This is a genomic window from Flavobacterium denitrificans DSM 15936 (assembly GCF_000425445.1).
Classification (GTDB): domain Bacteria; phylum Bacteroidota; class Bacteroidia; order Flavobacteriales; family Flavobacteriaceae; genus Flavobacterium; species Flavobacterium denitrificans.
On the sequence record NZ_KE384377.1, the window covers coordinates 709,035 to 731,226 of the forward strand.

The window sequence follows — 22,192 nt, forward strand, 5'->3', positions numbered from 1 at the left end:
GCAAAACAATAAAGATTTTTGTTTATGCTTGTGTTGTATAAACGCAAAGTTTCGCAAAGCTTTGTATAAAAACTTTGCGAAACATTGTATAAATCTAAGATCTAATTGCTGTAGGAATTGCGGTTAAATCATACGTTTAAAATTAAACCACCCCATACCAATCAACAAAACATTAAAAGCAAGCAATGGCAAAAACGCCTTTGTAAAACTAATTTCAGTTGCATCAGTAAACGTTTCTACTTTATAGTCGTCCCAGTCTTGCTGCTCAACAGGAGCATTATCAAAGATTTTTGGATAAAAATGCAAACGCAGCTTTTCATGAAATTTTGTTGTCTCTTTTAAGAATGAAAGCTGGTTTTTTAAATCAGATTTTGCGATTTCGTTTAGCTGAATCTGTGTATGAAGCGTTGGAATAAATTGCGCAATGGCTTCACTCGCATGATTTCTTTGCTCCAATTTTGCTTCTAATTCTTTTGATTGCACTGCCGATTCGTCGTCGCCCATTTGTTGCATCGCATAATACCAAAGCCAGCTGAATTCTGCGTCAGGCAAAACATAGTTTTTGAATTGCGGATAATGTTCGTAGAATTTGTTTAATGTTGTTTGTTTATCCATATCCCACTTTTCATGATATGCATTTCGTTGTTTCAATGTCAATTCTAAAGCCTCTGGAACCTTGTACTTATTGATGATATAGGTGTTTATTGCAGCCGGAAGAATGATAATCAAAAACAACCAGATTGTCAGCAAAATGACTGCATTGAAATTTGAATTTTTTTGGAGAGAAACAATAAAAAAGCAAACTGAAAACCATAATAAGACATACAAAACGGCAATTCCGTAAAATACAGCAAATGATTTATCGACAGGGATTTGCAGAAAAATAATCGCAATTATAAGCAGTAAAGTCAAAAGACCAATTAAACTCAGAATTCGGACATAAAACAATTTTAGAATATAAAAAAACGTGTTTGAGCTTTGCGTAGCGACAATTTTCCAGGTTCCTGACTCTTTTTCTTCGGAAATTAGATTGTATGAAAAAGCAATAATCAGAAGAGGGAAGAGGTACAACAACACAAAACTAAAATCGATATTTCCCGCCAGAAGGTTGCTCGGATTATTGAGTTCCGAATCGTATTTCTGCGCTTCTAATCCACGAATGGTAACACTTTGAATTGATGGATTTACGTCGCGTTGTCCGATAACTAAACTGTTTATTGGCAGGGTTTTGTTGACCAGTGAAAATTTGACATAATACAACAGTAGTCCAATTTCGTCTTTGTGAAAAGAGGCATTTCGAGCGATGTGTTCTTTTTGATAAATAGTCGTTTCAGCAATATTATTTTGCTGTTTTTCTTGAAATTGAAGTCCAATTAAAAGGCTTATAAAACCAATAATCAGCAAAAAAAGCAATCCAAATTTGGTTCCTTTTGAGCGTATAAAATTTTTGAATAAAAGTTGTAACATAATTAGATTGCATTAAGGTTTTTAGCAGCAAAACGAATGAGCATAAAGAGTATAATTATCCAAAACGAAACGGAAATTATAGAAAGGATTTCGGTTTTTAGAACGTCTGAAATTCCTTTTGGTTCATAGTGAAATTCCTCGACATCGGCCCAATGCTCTTTGCCAATTGTAAGTGGTTTTTCCTTCGCCCCCGGTTTTTTATTACTGATATATTTAATTTGTAAAGCATTCATTTTCTGTGCCATATCGTAGCGGTAAATTTCAGCTTGTTTTTGGAAATCGATATACGAATCATAATCCGTGTTTGACAATCCCATGGACAAATTTTTCATTGCGATATACGGATTCAGAAATGAAACTGCTTTTGAAAAACTGTTTTGTTTGTCATAAATTTTTAAAAGCTTTTCTAAATGATCGTTGTAAATTTTAGAGCTTATGCGTTCGCCTTCGGTCATAATAAATCCTGAATAATTGAAAGGCAGTTTTTGTACCGAATCGACTTTGTAAGTTCGTAACAACGAATCTTTTATCGCTTTGTAATGAACATCATTCGGATTGTGGCTGTCACCTTGTTTCAAAATATCCTGTTCGATTTCGCTATTAAACTGAACTTTTGACGGAGCCTCATACAAATAAGCGCCAATTGCTTGCGAAGTTCTTGGTAAAATAATGGTCAGAATCAGCCAAATTCCAATTAAGGAAACCAATGCTTTTTTTGAGGTTTTGCTTGACGCTGAAACCAAAACTGCAATTACACAAAAGAACATTAGATAAATAAAATGAAACAGAATAAACAAAATCATTTTGAAAGTTTCATCTGCTGAAATCGTAAAGTTTTGAAGCAAAAGCCAAACGAAAACCAAAACAAGAATTGTTGGAATAAAAAGCAGCATAATGACACTAGCGATTCCGAAGATTTTCCCAAATAAAAGCTGTTTCCAACTGATTCCTTGGCTTAAAAGTAATTTTAAAGTTCCATTTTCTCTTTCGAAAGCTATGGCGTTAAATCCTATGAAAAAGATTAAAAGCGGTAATAAAATCTGTAAAACCATTCCAATGCTGATTTCTCCAAAACGAAGCATGCTGTTTGAAAATCCGGCTTCAGAGAAATTTGCTGTGTTTTGTTTATGAGCCTCAAGGAAAATAGCATTTCCGAAAAACGGTTCCATTCCAAATTCGAAAACACTTAATGACGTACTTTTTCTAAACGCAAAATTTCCGTAATGTGCCATTCGATGCGGATTTTTATCTGGATTTTTCAACCAGTCTTCGCGTGATTCGTGCTGGTATTTTTCGCTGGCTTCATTTTGGCTTTTGTAATTATCCCAGCCCAAAAATGTTGCAAATAAAAGCAGTGCACCAATAAAAAGTGTAATAATATAAATTGCCGGATTTTTAAAAACAGAATTTTTAAAATGTCTGGCTATAAGGAGTTCAGTGTGTAATAATTTCATATTAATTAAAATTTATCTATTGAGTGTAATTTGTTTAAACACATAGAAACATAGAATTTTTTCTAAAGAAGGTAATTGAAAGGAACTAGTTCCTAACACATAGCTATGTGAATTTATGCGAGTGAAACGCCTTTTTTTAAAATCAATCAAAAACTATGTTTCTATGTGTTTAAATATTTTTCAGCTCAACGAATTAAAATTTATAAGTTACGGTAAGGCTTGCATTTCTAGGGCTTCCCGGAAATAATCGCAAATAATTCTGCGCGCCTAACCAATACGTTTTATTCAATAAATTATTTGCATTTACTGCAATTTGAACGTTGCTTTTACTTGGTTTATAAAACAACGCAGCATCAAAAATGGTAAAATCAGGAAGTGTAAAATCTCTTGTAAACCAAGGAATTTTGCTGCTTTGATATTGAACTCCAAAACCAATTCCGAGATCTTTTAAAGAGGAATCTGAAGCAAAGTTGTAACGGGTCCATAAATTGGCGCTGTTTTTTGGTGTATTTTGTTTTCTCGCGCCACTTAAAGTAGGATTGCTGTCTTCCATAATTTTTGCATCTATGTAGCTGTATGAAGCATTAATTTGCCAATCTGAAGTAATATATCCAGCTAAATCGCATTCAAAACCACGGCTTCTTTCTGCCCCACGAGTGACTAATAGATCTGGATTTGCGGGATCATTGGCATTCATTAAAATATTACGCTGATTAATTTCGTAAATCGCCGCATTAAAAGTCATTGAATTGTTTAAAAAAGTAGTTTTGATACCCACTTCTTTCAAATCACTTTCCAAAGGATCAAACAAACTTCCGCCAGGTAGTGAACCGGTCTGTGGCATTAAAGTAACTGTATTCGGTTGAGGTTGATAACCTTCCAAATAAGTTGTATAAACGTTTATGGCGCTGTTAACAGCATATGTAATTCCAATTCTTGGCAACAAAGCCGACTTTTTGACGGTCAATTCGTTACTAGTTTCATAATTGGTAATATCTTCAAACCATTCGTTTCTCAATCCCAATAAAAAAGTAAATTTTCCCCATAGAATCTGATCCTGAATATAAATCGCATTTGTAGTTGTTAAAGCTGATGGAAGTGCCGTTCTAACATTCAAGGTGTAATCTTCTGGACTGGTAAGCAAGTATTTAGGGTTATTTAAATTAAAATAATTCACATTTGGTTTAGGCAAAATAACGCCGTCAATTGTCACGGTTTGATAATTTGAAGCGTTTGCAGGAACAAAAGAACCAGCCACAGTTCCGTCTTTCAGTAAATAACCTCTTGCTGCGTTTTGTCCACCGCCTTTGTTTTTGTTCCAACTGCTTAAATCATATCCAGCTAATAGTTTATGTTTTAATTTTCCAGTCTTTAAATCGAAATTAAAATAAGCACTTAAATTGTCAATGTCCCAATTCTGTTGGCGTTGTACAAATTGCATCATCGCCAAACTGGTTACAGGCTGGTTGTTCATATCAACTGCAAAAGCATTCGTAGTTCGATGTTCCTGAAGATCTTCTGTCCAAGTTTGTTTCATGTATGTCGCATTAAATCCAATTTTTGAGTTGAATTTATGCGCAAAATTGGTTGTCAAAATCATTTCTTTTGATTTGAAGAAATCACTCGGCGCGCCTAGATTTAAGCTGATTGGTGTTTTTGTCAAACTCGTTTGTCCAGCAACAGCACCAAAAATAGGTTGGCCTCGGTCAAGTATTCCCGTCATGTTGCTTAAAATCAGCTCTGTATTGATAGCCGTTTTTTCATTAGGAATATAACTGAAAGAAGGAGAAAACAGGAATGATTTGTTGTTTACCAAATCACGAAACGATTTTGCCTGCTGATACGCTCCGTTAACACGATATAAAAGTGTTTTTGAATCATTCAAAGGTCCGGTAAAATCTAAAGTACCGCGCAATGTGCTAAAGCTTCCAACACTCATACTGATTTCTTTTCGATCAATTGCGAGAGGCTTTTTGGTTACCAAATTGATGCTTCCACCTGGATCAACAGATGAAAATGTGGCACTTGACGGACCTTTGATAACTTCGACGCGCTCAATATTGCTTGTTAAAGGTTGCAAAAAATAATATTGACGCGTTCGCATGCCGTTGATGATTTGTCCTTCTTCATTTTGACTGATGCCACGAATTGTATATTGATTATAATAACTCGCCGGAATTACGCCACTAGCCATTTTTACAGCATCAGCAAGATAGAAAGCAGCTTTATCTGCAACTAATTCTTTTGTTATTGTTGAGATGGATTGTGGAATATCTTTGTTGAGCGCAGCCGTTTTTGTTGCTGCAAAAGAATAATCACTATTGTATTTTTTGGTCGAACGGCCAACAATCTCTACGGTTTGCAGTTCATTTTTTCTCATTTTTGTAGAATCTTGAGCAATACTGTCTGTACTTTTTTTGTTGACATTCTGAGATTGTGAAGCATGTAAGACAGTTATTAGAAATAGAAAAGAAAATATTTTTTTCATTTTATAAAAGATGGAAAGCAATTTCCTTTAAACAGTTTGTAAATAAAGATTTTCAAGTTCGTTAGCTGAAATTTTATCTGCTTCAATTACCGTCACTAAATTTCCTTGTTTCATGATTCCAATGTGCGATGCGACTTCTCTGGCTCTGAAAATGTCGTGCGTTGCCATTAAAATGGCAGTTCCATCGGCAGAAAGCTCTTTTAGAATCTGCGAAAATTCATTCGATGCTTTTGGATCTAAACCGCTCGTAGGCTCATCGAGCAACAGTACTTTGGCCTTTTTTGCAATCGCAATCGCAATTCCTACTTTTTGACGCATTCCTTTAGAATATCCACCTAAATTTTGATTGTGTGCAGTGGTCTGCAATCCGGCTTTGTTTAAGAAATATGTCAGTTCACCTTGTGAATATTTGAAGCCAGCTAGAGATGAAAAGAATTTTAGGTTTTCTAGACCTGTCAAATTTGGATAAAGCATTACTGTTTCAGGAATATAAGCGACATGCTTTTTGGTTTCCTGACTGTTTTCAATTACTGAAATGTTGTTGATTTCCAATTCTCCCGATGTTGGTTCAATAAAGCCTAAAAACAAATTGATTGTTGTGGTTTTTCCGGCTCCGTTTTGACCTAAAAGAGCAAAGATTTCTCCCTCGTTTATAGTTAAGTTTAAGGAATTTAAGGCGGTGTGATCGCCGTATTTTTTAGTCAAATTTTTTGCTGTAAGCATAGTTTTATTTATTTGAAAGATTTGATTTTTTAAAATAGATATAGCAAAATCAGGCTTTTGAGAGCGTGCAAAAGCTAATTTTGTAATTAGAAATGAAGTGGATTTACTGCAGTAAATAGAAAAGCTAATTGAATCTGTTTTTGAAAACAAATCAATTTAACATAAAGAAATACGCTTGCCTTTTATTAATCTTCAAGAAAATAAAATGCAGTTTTAGTCTATAAACACAGTAAATTAAAGAAGTGTTGGAGGTGCACGAAGTGCAAAAAGACTTCCTTTGAAAAATGTTGAAGCTGTCTTTGAATAAAAGAAATGGCAAGAAGTTTCAACCGTTATTTTATGAAATGAAAGCGCTTCAAAATTATTTGGAATGAAGCTGCTGAATGCAAAATGACAAATAGGACAGTGGTTTTCGACAGTATGACTGTGCGTTATTTCTTTTTGTCCAGGTTTGTGTTTGTGTACGCAGTGTTGTTTTTCAGAAAACTGTTTGACAACGTGCTCATAGGAGTGAATGGTCTGGAACAGCATCGCGAACAATACTGCAAAAGACATCAAGAAATTTACAATTACAATTTTCTTTTTCATTCAGTGGTGTTTCGGAGCAATTCTTAAGTCATTAAAAATGAAAAGAATAAACGCAACAGTGTTGCAAATATACTTATCTTATTTTGAAAAGCCTTAAAATTGGGCTGTTTTTATTGAAAAACTCAAAAAGCTAAAGATTACTGTACAGCAATTGCAGTGTATGAAAATCAGAGGAGCCGTCAAAATATTTATGAAGTGCTTCTTGAAATACTGGCTCAGTATTTTGAATACTGGCAAATAATGTCAGACAAGATTGAAGCCTTTCGTCATCAGGATTTCCAAATATTTCTTCTGCTGTTTTTTCTTCGGTTTTGATTAATTCAGATGTGATTTCAATAAGATGCTTTCCTAAAATCGGATGTTCCAAAAAAGCAATCGCTTCATCAGCATTTTTGATTTCGTAGAATTTTGAAGTATCACAAGAACCGGATCCTTTTATCTGCGGAAAGACAAACCACATCCAAGGAGATTCTTTTTTACCTCTTTTGATTTCTGCAAGTGCAGATAGGTAAAGTTTGTTCTGTGCGTCTAAAAAACGCATTAATTCATTTTTATTGTAGGCCATTTTATGCTGATTTATTTGGGGATAATCAGGTCATAAAACTACTGAAAAATTGTTTAGTTGTACAATACAAAAGCATTTTTTAGGCTATTTTTTCTGATTTTAATTTAATGTAAACTAAGTTGATGTTATGTGCTATTTATCTTGTTAAGAGGTTGTTTAATTGTTATATATGTTGAAATTTACTCGTGTTCTTGTGATATTTTTTCTATTTTAGCAAAAGACGATAATTAACATTTTTTGAATTATCAATTTCTTCGGCATACATTTAAATGCCAATTTCTGTTAACGGTGCACTTCGCTCCATAAAAAATAAAATATGAAAATAGGATTAATCGGATTCGGTAAAACTGGAAAATCAGTAGCTTCAATACTTTTAGAAAATAAAAAATTCAGTCTGGAATGGGTTTTAAGACAGAGTAATGTTTTAGAACACAGATCAGTTCCAGAATTTTTTGGAGTTGAATCAAACGAACCCGGATTAATTTATTCCAGCTCCAAAACATCAATTGAAAAGTTGCTTGAAAGTCATCCAGTAGATGCCATTATTGATTTTTCATCGCATCAAGGAATTTATACGTACGGTGAAACAGCGGCGAAAAAGAAAGTCAAAATTATTTCGGCAATTTCACATTATAAGGAAACAGAATTGCAGTTTCTTAAAAAACTTTCTCAGAAAACAACTGTTTTTTGGTCGCCTAATATTACGCTTGGCGTGAATTATTTATTATTTGCCGCCAAGTTTCTAAAGAAAATTGCACCATGGGTGGATATTGAAGTCAATGAAGAACACTTCAAAACAAAACAAGGAACTTCGGGAACAGCGGTAAAAATTGCTGAGGCCTTAGATGTTGAAAAAGAAAATATAAATTCGGTCAGAGCAGGAGGAATCGTCGGGAAGCATGAAGTTATTTTTGGTTTTCCATATCAAACAGTCCGATTGATTCACGAATCGATTTCGAGAGAAGCATTTGGAAACGGAGTTATTTTTGTTGCCGAGAATTTAAAGGAAAAAGAAAAAGGCTTCTATAATTTTGAGGATATTTTGACGCCTTATTTTACTGTTTAGTTTTTTGGTTTGCCACTAAGACGCTAAGGCACAAAGTTTTTTTCTGTGAAAGAATGCAATTGATTGTTCATCTAAGTGAAGCCTAAGTATCAAAGTTTAATCTCGCAAAGACGCAGAGTCGTGAAGTTTTTTTATAAGTTGTGATAAACTTTTAAAACTTAGCGACTCTGCGTCTTTGCGAGAAATTCTCTTTAGTATTTTTATTTTCTAAAAGTCAAAGCTTTCATGTATTCTAAATTCATTTTGGCAATTGAAAGGACTGAAATTCCCTGCGGACATTCAATTTCGCAGGCGCGGGTGTCAGAGCAGGCGCCAAAACCTTCTTCATCCATTTGTTTGACCATATTTAGAGCACGATTTTGAGCTTCAACTTTGCCTTGTGGCAATAGGGCTAGATGGGTAATTTTTGCTCCTACAAATAAAGCTGCACTGGCATTTTTGCATGAAGCAACGCAGGCTCCGCAGCCAATACAGGCTGCCGCGTCAAAAGCAGCTTCGGCAGTCTCATAAGAAATTGGGATGCTGTTGGCTTCAGGCGCTTGTCCAGTTGAAGCGCCAATAAATCCTCCAGAAGCAATAGTAGCATCAAAAGCTTTTCTGTCTATTTTTAAATCTCGCAAAACTGGAAAAGCTTTGGCTCGAAAGGGTTCAATATAAATGGTGTCACCGTCTTTAAAACTTCGCATATGAAGCTGACAGGTTGTTGTATTTCTTAAAGGCCCATGAGCTCTTCCGTTGATCATAACACCACATTGCCCGCAGATTCCTTCTCGGCAATCGTGATCGAATTCAATTACGCGTTCGCCTTGCTGAATTAGATTTTCGTTCAAAAGATCCAGCATCTCAAGGAAAGACATGTGCTCTGAAACTCCATCAATTTCATAATCTGTCATTTCTCCTTTTGATGAAGTATCAAACTGCCGCCAAATTTTTAGATAAAGTTTCATATGTAATTGTTAATTATGTATTGTTAATTATGAATTTTCTGGGGTGAATTATAAATTGATAATTAACAATTGACAATTCATCATTTAACCATTATTTATAGCTTCTCACTGCAAGTTCTACAGATTCAAAAACAAGAGGCTCTTTGTGCAGTTCAGGTTCTTTGTGTAGGCCTTTCCATTCCCAGGCCGAAACGTAGCAGAATTCGGCATCATTGCGGACAGCTTCTCCATCGGCAGTTTGATATTCTTCTCTAAAATGCGCGCCACAGGATTCTTCGCGCTGCAAAGCATCATAACACATTAATTCGGCTAATTCTATATAATCAGCAATTCTGCCCGCTTTTTCTAGTTCGCTATTCAAAGTATTGTCGCCCGTAATTCTCAAGTCTTTTTCAAATGAAGCTTTTAATTCTCTTATTTCGATAATGGCTTCCTCCAAATTTTTTCTGCTTCTGGAAAGCCCGCATTTTTCGTAAAGAAGACGTCCAATTTTTTTATGAAAATAATCGGCAGAAAGTGTTCCGTTAGTATGCAAAAAACGATCTAACTGTCTTCTTACAGCATTTTCAGCTTCTTCAAAATTGGGATGAGAAGTGTCGAATTTTGGTGTATTTAATTCACCAACTAAATAATTCGGAATCGTATAAGGCGCTATAAAATAGCCGTCTACGCAGGCCTGAAGCAATGAATTTGCACCAAGACGATTTGCACCATGATCGGCAAAATTGGCTTCGCCTAACGCAAATAAGCCAGGAATTGTAGTCATTAATTCATAATCAACCCAAAGGCCGCCCATCGTAAAATGCGCCGAAGGAGAAATCAACATAGGTTCTTTATAAGCATTAATGCCTGTGATTTTTTCATACATCGCAAAAAGATTGCTGTATTTGGCTTCAATTGCGTCTTTTCCTTGCGCTTTTATGGCATCGCCAAAATCAAGATAAATAGCATTTTTCATTGGCCCAACACCATGACCGGCATCAATTCTTTCTTTTGCTGCTCTAGATGAAATATCTCTCGGTGCTAAATTTCCAAAAGAAGGATATTTTCGTTCCAAATAATAATCTCGTTCTTCTTCGGGAATAATATTGGGATTTCGATCGTCTTTGGCTGTTTTTGGAACCCAAATTCGGCCATCATTTCGAAGTGATTCCGACATTAGCGTGAGTTTTGATTGGTTTTCACCATGCTGTGGTAAGGAAGTAGGATGAAACTGAATCCAGCTTACACCGGCCATAAAAGCACCTTTTTTGTGAGCGCGCCAAATAGCCGAACTGTTACAGCCCATTGCCAAGGTTGAAAGATAATATACTTTTCCGTAACCTCCGGAAGCCAATACAACTGCATCGGCGGCGTGACGTTCAAGAACTCCGGTTTCTAGATTTCGTGCAATAATTCCTTTTGCTTTTCCGTCTATCACTACTAATTCAAGCATTTCGTGACGGGTATATAGTTTAATTTTTCCTAATGCGGTTTGGCGTTCTAACGCTTGATAAGCGCCTAATAATAGCTGTTGTCCGGTTTGTCCGCGTGCGTAAAAGGTTCGCGAAACCTGAACGCCACCAAAAGATCTATTATTGAGATATCCCGCATATTCTCTGGCAAAAGGAACGCCTTGTGCCACAGCGTGATCGATTAAAGCAGCAGAACATTCAGCAAGGCGATAAACATTTGCCTCACGAGATCTAAAATCCCCGCCTTTTATGGTATCATAAAACATTCTGAAAGTGCTATCGCCGTCATTTTTGTAGTTTTTGGCTGCGTTAACACCACCTTGAGCGGCTACCGAATGCGCTCTTCTGGCAGAATCCTGAAAACAAAATGACTTGATGTTGTAGCCTTGTTCGGCCAAAGAGGCAGCGCAGGAAGCACCCGCAAGTCCTGTTCCTACTACTATAATGTTTAATTTTTTTCTGTTGGCTGGATTGACAAGTTTAGCTTTTGCTTTGTAGTTGTTCCATTTATCGGCAAGAGGTCCTTCGGGTATTTTTGATTTCATCATTTTTTAGTCGTTTAAAATGAGTTCATGCAAAAGATTTAAGAAAGCTAAATTTACTATAAAATATTTATATTTAGTTGTTTTGTAAGGTTGTATTTCTGCAAAAAAAAAGATTTTTTAACGAATGTTGTGACTTATTCATAAACAGAAATGCGATAGGTTTTTAAAACCTGTCGTGTTTTGAGTGATTTTAAAAAAAATCTGCACTATCTGCGAAATCTGCGGGAGTAATTTTTCACGCAGATTTCGCAGATAGTGCAGATTTATATCAAATTACTGAAAATGAAGTTGTAACTAATGTTGAATCTAATTTGAAGTGCAAACCGGTTTTTTAATACCTGTTGGGTTTGAAAATAAGTGTTATTTCTCAACTATCATAGTGACGCCTTGCCCGCCAGCGGCGCAAATTGATATAAAACCTTTTCCTGAACCTTTTTCGTTCAATAATTTAGCCATAACGCCAATAATTCGGCCTCCAGTTGCAGCAAAAGGATGTGCGGCTGCCAAACTGCTTCCTTTTACATTTAATTTTTCTCTGTCAATTGCTCCAAGCGTTTTATTTAAGCCAATTTCAGCGCTTAATTCTGGGCTTTCCCAAATTTTTAAAGTTGCTAAAGTCTGTGCGGCAAAAGCTTCGTGAATTTCATAATAATCAAAATCCTGAAGATTTAAACCTGCTTTTTCCAGCATTCTTGAAGCAGCAAATAAAGGCGCTAAAAGTAGATTTTGTTGTTTTTTAACATATTCAATTGCAGCGATTTCTGCGAAAGTGATATAAGCCAAAATTGGGAGTCCTTGCTCTTTTGCCCATTCTTCACTGGCTAAAAGAATGCAAGAAGCGCCGTCTGTCAAAGGTGTTGAGTTTCCTGCTGTCAATGTTCCGTTTGTTTTGTCAAATGCAGGTTTTAATTTGGCTAGTTTTTCAATTGTGCTGTCTCTTCTTAAATTATTGTCCTTTTCAAGTCCGTTGAAAGGCGTAATCATATCATCAAAAAAGCCTTCATCATATGCTTTTGCCATTTTTAAATGACTATTTAATGCAAATTGATCTTGATCTTCTCTCGATATTTTATAATATTTTGCCGTAATTTCAGTATGCCCGCCCATGGAAAGTCCGGTTTGTGATTCTTCGTTTTGAGGAACCAACGGCGCTAAATCTTTTGGACGAATTTTTAGAAAACTTTTGATTCTTCCGCCCAATGATTTGGCTTGTCGTGCTTCTAATAAAATTTTTCTCAAATTTTCACTTACCGACATTGGAATATCACTGATGGAATCAACACCGCCTGCAATTCCACAATCAATTTGGCCAAGCGCAATTTTGTTGGCAATATAAACAGCGCTTTCAATTCCGGTATCGCAAGCTTGTTGTAAATCGCAAGCAGGAGTTGCCGGATTGAGCGACGTTTTCATTACGCATTCTCGAATTAGATTGTTGTCATAGGAATGTTTAACCACCGCACCGCCAGCTACTTCTCCCAATAATTTTCCTTTCAAATGATATTTATCGATAAGTCCGTTTAAGGCTGCGGTCATCATATCTTGATTTCCAACATTCGAATAAGCCGTATTTGCTCGTGCAAACGGAATTCGGTTATAGCCTAAAATGGCAACTTTTCTAATTGTTGAGGGATTGTTCATGTCTGGATTTTGTTTTATTAAAGATAAGAAGATTTTTTATTGCCACAGATTAAACAGATTAAAATGATTTTTTAAACATATAGGACATAGATTTTTAATTGATTTTAAACCGTTTAAATCATTAAAAAGTTTCATACAGAAAAGATATTCGTTGCGTAGACGCACAGCAGTGCGTCTCTAAAGTATAAAATGAGGATAATTACATATCAAAACAAAGTATATCGTAGAGACGCACTGCTGTGCGTCTACGAAACGTATAACACGAGCGCATTTTGAAAAAGGATTTACACAAACCAATAATTATCTAATTGACAAATTGCCACATTATCTAATTTTACTTATTCATCGCAATATAATCAGACGGCGACATGGAGAAATGTTTTTGAAAATTTCTTCCAAAGCTTGTTTGCGATTTATAACCTACCATTTCGGCGATTTCGTACATTTTGTAATTTTCGTTTAAAAGCAATTCGGCAGCACGTTTTAAGCGTACAATATTGATCAGCTCATTCGGACTCAAATTAGATAAATCTTTGATTTTTCGGTACAAAGTAGAGCGGCTCATATTCATTATTTCGGCTAATGATTCTACGCTTAAATCAGGATCGGTGATGTTTCTTAAAATTTCGTCGTCTAGCTTTTTCAGGAATTTTTCATCTGTTTTGTTATGTGCAATACTTTTAATGTGCGATAGAGGAGAACTTGCATAATAATTCATAATCTGCTTTCGATTTTCAATCAAATTATTGGCTTGAACTTTCAAATAGTCCATTGAAAAAGGTTTTGCTATATAAGCATCTGCACCAACTTCCAGGCCGTCAATTTGCGATTTCAGTGAGTTTTTTGCCGTCAATAAAATAACAGGAATATGACTCGTTTCGAGATTGGTTTTAATCTCTTTACACATCGTTATTCCGTCCATAACAGGCATAGAAACATCGCTGATTACAAGCTGAATGTTTTGGTTATGAATTACTTTTAAGGCATCTTCTCCATTTTCTGCCTTTAGAATACTATAGGTAGAAGCCAATTCAGAAGTTACAAAACTTAAAAGATCCAGATTGTCTTCAACAACTAAAATCTGTGGTTTTTCTAGTTTTGTTTCCAATTCTGTTTTTTCAGTTTCAGATTGATTTAATTCCTTTTCGCTATCGGTATAAAGCATGAATTCTTCTTCCTGATGCAAAGGAACGGTCAATTCAAAAATGTTTAATTTTTGATCAGCAATCAACTGCAGATTTCCATTATGAAGTTGCGAGAGCGAATGCGCCAGTGAAAGCCCAATTCCGGTTCCCGAAGTATTATCCATATTGTCCACTCTGAAAAATGGCTCAAAAATCTTGTCTTTTAGCTGAAACGGAATCAAATTGCCGTCATTTTTCACTACTAAAGTCAATTTTTTGTCGTCTCTATAAAGTGTCAGCGAAACTTTTTCTTTTGAATATTTAATCGCATTGCTGATCAAATTGCTCAATATTTTTTTAAAAGCTTCTTTGTCAACAAAGGCAAAAATGTCTTTTTCGCCTAATTCTAATTCAAAATCAATTCCTCGTTCTTCAATTAAAGGTGTAAATCGCAAATGCAAATTTCTGACAATGGATGAAATATTGGCTTCTACAAAAGTCAACTTCAATCCTCCAATTTCTGATTTTCTGAAATCCAATAATTCATTCACTAATTTTAATAATCTTGAAGTGTTTTTCTTCATTATCGACAGATTCTGAGGAACTTCTGTAGATTGGTATTCCATTGCTAAAAGCTTTTCTAACGGTCCTTTAATCAACGTTAAAGGCGTTCTGATTTCGTGTGCAACATTGGTAAAAAAATCAATTTTAGCCTGATAGATTTCTTTTTCTTTTTCATCGTTCAGATGTTTTATTTTACGGTTATTCTTAATTTGTGTCAGATTTTGAGAATAGCGAATGATGTAGTAAAATGAACCGCAAATCAACAGAAAATAGAAAAAATACGCATAAGAACTCGCCCAAAAAGGAGGAAGAATCACAATTTTCAACTCTACTTCTTTGCTCCAAACTCCAAAGCTATTCAGTGATTTGACTTTGAAAACATAATCGCCAGGCGCCAGTTCTGTAAAGAAAACTTTATTATTTCTGCCTAAATAAACCCAATCATTATTGACGTTTTCCAATTTGTACCAATATTCGGTAAGTTCTGGCGCAGTGTAGTTTAAAGAAGCAAATTCAAGATTGAATGACGATTGGTCGTTGTTTAATTCTAATTCATCCAAATGCGAAATAGATTGTTTTATAGGCGAATCAGATTCGTTTGCGTCAATATCCTTATTGTTGATTTGTAGATTGGTGATAAAAATGGAAGGCGTGTATTTGTTTTTGATGAAATTTTTCGGGTTGAAACTGATCAATCCGTTTAAATTTCCAAAATACATATCGCCATTGGCATCTTTAAAAGCCGAACTATAATTAAATTGATCACTCAATAATCCATTTGCAGTCGTATAAATTTTAATGCTTTTGTGATCTTGGCCAAATTTCATCAAACCTTTAGAAGTGGTCATCCATAAATTGTGTGCATCATCTTCTAAAATTGAATACACAACATTGCTTGGAAGTCCGTTTTTTGTGGTGAATTTGGTAAATGTTCGTGTTTTTTTGTCAAATAAATTCAGTCCATTTTCAGTTGCAAACCACAGATTTTTATGACTGTCTTCGAAAATAGAATTGATAGTATTGTTGCTGATGCCTCGAGCATTTTTATAATCATATATAAAGACTTCTTTTTTATGTGTTTTTGAATTGTAAAAGAAAAGTCCATCTCGATAACTTCCCGCCCAAAAATTTCCGTCACTGTCTTCTTTGAAATTCGTATAATGTGTTGTTTCGGGAAATGTTTTTAAAATTTCAAAATTGTCATGCTGTTCATTATAAGAATAAAGTCCCATTGTGGTAATGACAATCAATTCATTTTTTTTTGTTTCGGCAAAAGAAAAAATGAAATTACTGTGCAAGCCCGTAGAAGGATCATTTGAACTATAATGTTTGATAACCGCTCCAGAATTTCGATCGAGAACATCCAAACCATGCTCAAAAGTTCCCACCCAGATTTTGTTTTTTCGAGGCATCAAAGCGTGAATATTGTAATAGGAAACACTATTTCTGCTTCCATTTGGTAAATACGCTGTGAATAGCTGTGTTTTTGGATTAAAACGATTCAAACCAGCATCTTCAGTTCCAATCCATAAATCGCCATAATCATCTTTGTGAATCTCTCTAACTGCGCTTCCGCTGATGGAATTTTGGCCTTTTTGCGGAAAATATTTTTTGAACTGTGTATATTGTTTTTGATGGTAATTAATACCGCCAAAATAAGTTCCAATCCAGATTCCGTTTTCTTTGTCAATCGTAATTGAGTAGGCTGCATTATCTGAAATCGCATACGGGTCGTTGTAGTTTTTACGAAGATTGACATTCTTTTTCGTTCTAAAATCATAAATATAAACGCCAGATTCGCTGGCAATCCACAATTCATTATTTCCTCGTTTTCTGAATTGACGAACAAAAACAGGTTCTTTCGAAGAAAATTCCAAAGTTGTTGTCGTTTTGTTTTTTCGGTCATAAACCAAAACGCCGTGATCTTGTGTGCCAATCAGAATGGTATTTTTATCAAAAGCATAAATTGCTGTAATTCTAAAATTTGCTTTATTCCCTGGCGGATTTAAAGCGATATTTTCGAACGAAAGACTTTCCTCAGAATAATGGTATAATTTATTTAAAGAAGAAGCCCAGATTTCGCCGTTTTCATCTTTTGAAATTGAGGTAGTTATGAAAAACTTATTAGGATTGAAGGTTTTGGTTTCTTTATTAGAAGGTGAGTATTTGTAGAGAATATTTCCCGAAACAAACCAGATATTTCCCTTTTTATCGTGATTGATGTCGTTAATTCTGTCGTTTATGGCTTCGTTCAAAACCGTAAACTGATCTGTTTTCTTACTGTATTGGTACAAACCTTTATCAGTTCCTACCCAAATAATGCCGTTAAAAGCGTGAATGGACTGGATATAATTACTCCCAAGACTACGAATTGGGTCAGATTGGCTTCGATATGTCTTAAAACGATATCCGTCAAATCTGTTCAAGCCATCTTTTGTGCCAAACCACATAAAACCATCTTCGTCTTGTGTCGAAGCAATAACCGTATTATTTGAAAGTCCTTCTTCAACCCTAAAATGCTTAAAATAATATTCTTGAGCCTGAATAAAATTTATTGAAAAAAGGAATAAAAACTTAAAAAGAAAGAATTTACGCATTGTTGTGTTTTTTTATAAAAAAAATAATCTTCTTCAAATCGTGTCAATATTCTACCAAATGTTGCAAGCCTCGTATTTTTTGACCTTTTTTCTACAATTTGAATCATTTGAGAGAGATATTGACACAAATGAAGCATTTTATTTTGAATTAAAATCATCTACTTTGAATTTTCAAATAAATCATATTGATAATTTTTAGGAGGAAAAAATATACTATCAATAATTATTTATTTAAAAAAGAGAACCAAATACAATTTTGAAACCAAATGAACACATTATTACTAAAGAGCAAGATCGATTGCCTTTTTGCTCGAATCAGAGATGATTAAAATTCGAATTATTTAATTGTAAAACCAACCAAGAAATGAAAACTATCTAAAATGAAAAATCAATGAAAACAAAGTTCACTCAAATTTTAAAGCAGAGATATTACCTCTTGTTTTTCTTTAGTTTATTATTACAGCAGACCTATGCGCAACAAATTTCGATTTCAGGAAAAGTTGTGGCTGCATCAGGTGAATCAATTCCGTTTGCAAATGTTGTAATCAAAGGCACAACAAATGGAGCAGTTACTGATTTTGATGGAAGCTACAAAATTAGCGCAAGTGGTAACCAAACCTTAATTTTTAGCTCACAAGGCTACAAAACAACAGAAATTGCTATTAACAACCGAACTTCTATAAATGTCACTTTAGAAGAAGATGCAATGAAATTAGACGAAATTGTCGTGGTAGGGTATGGATCACAACAGAAAAAAGACCTTACTGGAGCAGTTGCATTAGTTAAACCAGACGAAATTCAAAAAAGACAAATCACAACAGTTGCAGACGGATTACAAGGTTTGGTAACTGGGGTAAAAGTTCGTGGTGGCGGACGTCCAGGACAAGAAGCTAGCGTTGAGATTCGTGGTTTAAAAAATCTTCAAAATACAAATCCGCTTTATGTTATCGACGGTTTAGTAACATCTGCAAATAGAGATTTTAATCCAAATGACATCGAAAGCATTCAGGTTTTAAAAGATGCATCGGCGGCGGCAATCTACGGCTCAAGAGCTGCAAATGGTGTAATCATTATTACTACGAAAAAAGGAAAAAAAGGACCACTTCAAGTTGAAGTTTCTGCAAAAACGAGTTTCCAAGTTATGCCTCGTTATGATTTAATGGGAACTGAAGAGTTTGCAAAATACAATAACATGGCATATGATAATGCTGGTTTCCAAAGACAAAATCTAAACATGGCCGTAAATACAGATTGGCAAGATGCTGTTTTCAAAACGGGAATGATGCAAGATTATAATGCAAGTTTTTCTGGAGGAAATGAAAACTCAACATTCTTTATGTCTGGAAATTATTTCGGAAACGAAGGAACTGTTGTTGGAACTGATTTCGACAGAATCTCTTTCCGTGTAAATTCAAGCGGTACAAAAGGAATTTTCAGTATTGGAGAAAACTTGGCGATCAGTAATTCAAAAACAGATGAAATGTCTGGAAATCCAATTATTGATGTGTACAGAATGACGCCAACAATTCCGTTGTATGATCCTGCAAATCCAGGTGGCTACGGTTACGGAAAACAAGGTGTTGCAGATACTTTTGGAACAAATCCTTTAGCAATTGCTGATTTTGCAAATACAATGAATGAGAATTTCAGAATTAGAGGAAATATCTGGTCTGAATTAAAATTTGCGCCTTGGTTGAAATACCGTTTCAATTTTGGATATGAAACTAGTTTTGACTCTTATAAATTCATGAGAAAAGTTGGAAACTGGTCTTTAAATCAGCCAATAGATCAATCGTATACCGATCAGAACAAAGGAAGATCAGAAACGTTGTTGTTTGAGAATACGTTGACTTTCAAAAAAGCATTCGGAAAACATGATATTACATTCTTAGTTGGTCAAACGTATCAAAAAGACAACTACAACCAGATTTATGGAACAAAGAGAAATCTTCCAATGAATTCTGGAACAGGCGAATATTATGAAGTTTTAAATCAAGGAGATTCGCCAGTTGTTGGTGGTTTCATTAACGAAGCAGCTTTGGCTTCTTACTTAGGAAGATTAGAATACAATTATGATAATCGCTATTTGTTTAATGCGGTTTTAAGACGTGACGGATCTTCAAGATTCAGCGATGCAAACAAGTGGGGTAATTTCCCTTCACTTTCTGCAGGATGGAGAGTTAGCAACGAATCGTTCTTCAAATCAGAATTCATTAAAGATTTAAAATTAAGAGCAAGTTACGGAGAGTTAGGTTCTGGAAATATTGGAAATTATGAATACAAAAGCTTCGTAAACAATTTTGGACAAATCGTAATGGGTAACGAGCAAAAGTTATATCCATCTGCAACTCAAGTAAAATTATCAAACTCTGAATTGCGTTGGGAAAAATTAAAACAAACGAATTTTGGAGTAGATCTTGGCGTTTTAAATAATGATTTGCGTCTTACAGCCGATTATTTTATTGCGCGTACAGAAGATGTATTGTTTGGTTTCCCAATTTTAATGACTACAGGAAATGATGGCGGAAATCCGATTTCTAATGCTGCAACTGTTGAAAATAAAGGTTTTGAATTAGAATTGGCTTATAGCAAAAAAATCAATGAATTCTCATTTAACGCTTCTGTGAATTTCACAAAAGTAAACAACAAACTGGTTACATTAGGTAACGGACAAAACGAAAACTTCTCTGGAAATACGGTTACAAGAGCGGGTATGCCAGTAGGAATGTGGTATGTTTTGGAAACGGATGGTTTGTTCCAGAATCAACAAGAAATAGACAATTACAAAACGGCTGACGGAAAAGTAATTATGCCGGGTGCAGTTCCTGGAGACATTCGTTTTAAAGACAATAATGGAGACGGACAAATTACAAACGAAGATAAAGCAGTTGTTGGAAGTCCGTGGCCAGAATTTGAAATGGGATTAAATGCAGGTGCAGACTATAAAGGTTTTGATTTTTCTATGAACTGGATTGCTTCACACGGAGCAACTGTTTATGACGGATTTAGAAGCGTTGTAGATCGTTTTGACGACAATAGTAACTACAGAAAAGGAATTCAGCCTTGGACACCAGAAAATCCAAATACTGATTTTCCTAGAATTACAAAAGGTTCGACTTTAAACTCAAGAGGAGATAGTGACCGTTTCTTAGAAAGTGGCGATTTTATCAGATTGAAATACATCGGATTTGGATATACTATTCCGCAAAGTGTTTTAGCAAAATCTGGAATTACAAGAGCGAGATTAACACTTTCTGCACAAAACATTATCACAATTACGAAATACCAAGGATTGGATCCTGAGTTTACAAACGGTAATATTTTTGAAAGAGGTGTTGATAACGGTGCTTTCCCGAATCTTAAGACATATTCTTTTGGTGTAGAGTTTAGCTTTTAATTTAAAAAAAATAGCATAATGAAAAAATCAATCATAATAACCGTAGCTATTCTAGGTCTCATTTTTGCTTCATGCGAAAAAGATCTTGACTTAAATAGCCAAAATGATATCACAGTAGATCAATATTGGAAAACTGAAAGTGATGCACAAGCTGGAGTAAATTCAATTTACGCCATGTTTTATAAAGATGGTTTGTGGGCAAGATGGATTTATTTCCGTTTAGATTTAACTTCTGATGAAGGATATAGTGTGAGTCCGTGGACAGAATTGGCAGATTGGACAAGGTTCAATTACATCAATTATAATTTCTGGGAAGGAAATGCCGTAACGTGGAGAGATACGTACAAAGCGATTTTTAGATGTAATCAAGTTTTGGCAAATGTTCCAAATATTACATTCCAAAATGAAGACACTAAAAAGAGAATTATAGCACAGGCTAAATTTTTAAGAGCCTTGCACTACTATTATGCGGCAGTAATCTGGGAAGATATTCCATTGGTTTTAGATCCATCTACACCAGCAGATTTGCCAAAGCAAGTAAAGGTAGCTGAAGTTTGGGCTCAAGTTGAAAAAGATTTAAATGAAGCTTACGCAGATTTACCAAGAGATTGGGCAGGTGCAGATCTTGGAAGACCAGACAAAGGTGCAGCAAAAGCTTTTCTTGCAAAAGTATATATGCAGCAACATAAATGGGCTGAAGCAAAAACAGCTTTAGATTATTTGATTTCTGGCGCTGGAGCAAAATACAGCTTACAAGCCAACTACAGAGACAACTTTACAGATTTACGTGAAAATAACAGCGAATCTGTTTTTGAAATCCAATTTGGTGATCAAAGAAAAGGCGGAACTGGTGAAGATCAAAACGCTGCAGTTTCTAGCAACCGTTGTCAGTTTTTTGCACCAAGAGGTATTGGATGGTCTGACGGACAAGCACGTTTTTGGCTAGTAAATGCTTTCAAAGAAGAAAAAAGTAAAGATGGGAATCTTGATATTCGTTTAAGATGGACATTATATTATCCTGATTTGTTTGCTGATTTTGGAGACAAAACATACGACAGAAACTGGGAGTGGAACAACAACGAAGCTTGGTTCAGAAAAGGAAGCCGTGATTATTACAGAAATAATGAGGATTACTATTCTCAAGTAAATTACAGATTAGTTCGTTATGGTGATATTTTGTTGCGCTACGCAGAAGTTTTGAACGAATTAGGAAATACTGCTCAGGCGTATCAATATGTTGATATGGTAAGAGCACGTGCAAACATGAACACGTTAGCGGTTGCACATCCTGAAATTGGGAATAATCATGATCTGTTCTTGGAAAGATTAAAAATGGAAAGAGTTTTAGAATTAGCTGGAGAAAGTGTTCGCTGGGAAGATTTAAAACGTTGGGGAGATTTGAATACGCAAGCTTCTGTTGATAAAATCGCGGTTCGCGACCCTGATTTTAAAAACTTCAAAGTAGGTAAAAATCATAGAATGCCAATTCCACAAACAGATGTTGATAATAATCCAAATCTTGACCAAAACTCAGGATATTAAAAATTAATTTTTTTGAGGGAATCAGATGCT

General features: G+C 35.0%; 13 protein-coding genes. 3 read left to right on the top strand and 10 right to left on the bottom strand.

The window, feature by feature from the left end:
* Positions 1-123: 123 nt before the first annotated feature.
* The 6 genes from H600_RS0115040 to H600_RS0115065 form a co-directional block, all read right to left on the bottom strand.
* Positions 124-1,467, bottom strand: coding sequence for a DUF3526 domain-containing protein (locus tag H600_RS0115040; RefSeq protein WP_026729561.1), 1,344 nt, complete (start codon positions 1,465-1,467; stop codon positions 124-126).
* 2 nt (positions 1,468-1,469) lie between these two features.
* A complete protein-coding gene (locus H600_RS0115045; protein ID WP_051234431.1) occupies positions 1,470-2,921 on the bottom strand; it encodes an ABC transporter permease in 1,452 nt (483 codons plus the stop codon).
* Between the two features lie 193 nt (positions 2,922-3,114).
* A complete protein-coding gene (locus tag H600_RS0115050; RefSeq protein ID WP_026729563.1) occupies positions 3,115-5,409 on the bottom strand; it encodes a TonB-dependent siderophore receptor in 2,295 nt (764 codons plus the stop codon).
* 27 nt (positions 5,410-5,436) lie between these two features.
* Positions 5,437-6,132: an ABC transporter ATP-binding protein gene (locus H600_RS0115055; RefSeq protein ID WP_026729564.1), complete on the bottom strand. Its 696-nt coding sequence runs from the start codon at positions 6,130-6,132 to the stop codon at positions 5,437-5,439.
* 234 nt (positions 6,133-6,366) lie between these two features.
* Positions 6,367-6,720 carry a hypothetical protein gene (locus H600_RS0115060; protein WP_026729565.1) on the bottom strand — a complete coding sequence of 118 codons (354 nt, stop codon included), beginning with the start codon at positions 6,718-6,720 and terminating at the stop codon, positions 6,367-6,369.
* A 130-nt stretch (positions 6,721-6,850) separates the two neighbouring features.
* Positions 6,851-7,285: a DUF1810 domain-containing protein gene (locus tag H600_RS0115065; RefSeq protein WP_026729566.1), complete on the bottom strand. Its 435-nt coding sequence runs from the start codon at positions 7,283-7,285 to the stop codon at positions 6,851-6,853.
* A gap of 316 nt (positions 7,286-7,601) precedes the next feature.
* Between H600_RS0115065 and H600_RS0115070 the strand changes: the two genes are divergently transcribed.
* Entirely contained in the window at positions 7,602-8,351 is a 750-nt protein-coding gene (locus tag H600_RS0115070; RefSeq protein ID WP_026729567.1) for a 4-hydroxy-tetrahydrodipicolinate reductase, read from the top strand.
* 200 nt (positions 8,352-8,551) lie between these two features.
* On the opposite strand, the gene H600_RS0115075 is transcribed toward H600_RS0115070, so the two are convergent.
* The 4 genes from H600_RS0115075 to H600_RS0115090 form a co-directional block, all read right to left on the bottom strand.
* The gene (locus H600_RS0115075; RefSeq protein ID WP_026729568.1) at positions 8,552-9,298 is read right to left on the bottom strand and encodes a succinate dehydrogenase/fumarate reductase iron-sulfur subunit; all 747 of its coding nucleotides are present in this window, start codon (positions 9,296-9,298) and stop codon (positions 8,552-8,554) included.
* Positions 9,299-9,389: 91 nt separating this feature from the next.
* On the bottom strand, positions 9,390-11,300 hold the full coding sequence (locus tag H600_RS0115080; protein WP_026729569.1) for a fumarate reductase/succinate dehydrogenase flavoprotein subunit: 1,911 nt from the start codon (positions 11,298-11,300) through the stop codon (positions 9,390-9,392).
* A gap of 357 nt (positions 11,301-11,657) precedes the next feature.
* Positions 11,658-12,938 carry an acetyl-CoA C-acetyltransferase gene (locus H600_RS0115085; protein ID WP_026729570.1) on the bottom strand — a complete coding sequence of 427 codons (1,281 nt, stop codon included), beginning with the start codon at positions 12,936-12,938 and terminating at the stop codon, positions 11,658-11,660.
* 334 nt (positions 12,939-13,272) lie between these two features.
* On the bottom strand, positions 13,273-17,223 hold the full coding sequence (locus H600_RS0115090; protein ID WP_026729571.1) for a hybrid sensor histidine kinase/response regulator transcription factor: 3,951 nt from the start codon (positions 17,221-17,223) through the stop codon (positions 13,273-13,275).
* Positions 17,224-17,614: 391 nt separating this feature from the next.
* On the opposite strand from H600_RS0115090, the gene H600_RS0115100 reads away from it, so the two are divergent.
* Positions 17,615-20,620 carry a SusC/RagA family TonB-linked outer membrane protein gene (locus tag H600_RS0115100; protein ID WP_026729572.1) on the top strand — a complete coding sequence of 1,002 codons (3,006 nt, stop codon included), beginning with the start codon at positions 17,615-17,617 and terminating at the stop codon, positions 20,618-20,620.
* Between the two features lie 18 nt (positions 20,621-20,638).
* Positions 20,639-22,162 carry a RagB/SusD family nutrient uptake outer membrane protein gene (locus tag H600_RS0115105; RefSeq protein ID WP_026729573.1) on the top strand — a complete coding sequence of 508 codons (1,524 nt, stop codon included), beginning with the start codon at positions 20,639-20,641 and terminating at the stop codon, positions 22,160-22,162.
* Positions 22,163-22,192: the final 30 nt, after the last annotated feature.